Source organism: Niveispirillum lacus, from assembly GCF_002251795.1.
Lineage (GTDB): Bacteria > Pseudomonadota > Alphaproteobacteria > Azospirillales > Azospirillaceae > Niveispirillum > Niveispirillum lacus.
On record NZ_NOXU01000009.1, the window covers coordinates 1 to 938 of the forward strand.

The 938-nt window shown below is 69.3% G+C and carries 1 protein-coding gene; it reads left to right on the top strand.

Features of this window, described 5'->3' with window-relative positions; all coding sequences use genetic code 11:
• On the top strand, positions 1-938 hold a 938-nt coding region (gene tnpC, locus CHU95_RS00290; protein WP_165771913.1), incomplete at both ends, for an IS66 family transposase.

The window sequence follows — 938 nt, forward strand, 5'->3', positions numbered from 1 at the left end:
CTGGCGGCGGCCCATGCGCTGATCCTGGCGTTGCAGGGGGAGTTGGCGACGGCACGCCAACAGGCCGGTGAACGGGCGATCGAGATCGAACGGCTGCGTCTGGCCCTGGCCAAGGCCCGACGGGAACTTTACGGCCAATCCTCCGAACGGGGCCGGCTGCTGGTGGAGCAGTTGGAACTGCAACTGGAGGAGTTGGAGGAGACCAGCGCCGAGAATGAGGTGGCTGGCGAACTCAGCATGCCCGTTCCCACCCCTGCCGTCACGCCGCGCAAGCCGGCGCGGCGGCCGTTGCCAGAGGCGCTGCCACGCGAGCGGGTCGTGCATCCGGGGCCTTGTGTCTGCGACCGCTGCGGCGGCAATGCCTTGCGCAAGATCGGCGAGGATGTTCTGGAAAGCCTGGAATGCGAGCCCCGCCGATGGAAGGTGGTGCAGCATGTCCGGGAGAAGTTCGCCTGTCGGTCCTGCGAGGCGGTGAGCCAGGCGCCAGCGCCCTCCCATCCGATCCGGCGTGGGCGGGCCGGCCCCAACCTGCTGGCCATGGTGCTGGCCGGGAAATATGCCCAGCATCTGCCGCTGCACCGGCAGAGTGCGGCCTATGCCCGTGAAGGGATCGACCTGGATGTCTCCACCCTGGCCGACTGGGTTGGAGCGGCGGCGGCAACCCTGGCCCCGCTGGTGGCGGCGATACGCTCTCACGTGCTGTCGGCAGCCCGGCTCCATGGCGATGACACGCCGGTGCCGGTTCTGGCCAAGGGTAAGACGGCCACCGGCCGACTATGGGTGTATGTGCGGGATGACCGGCCATGCGGCGGCAGCGATCCGCCGGCCGCCCTCTACCATTACGCCCGCACCCGTGCCGGCGAGCATCCGCAGCGCCACCTGGCCGGCTGGACCGGGATATTCCAGGCCGACGCCTATAGCGGCTATGCCGGCCTCTA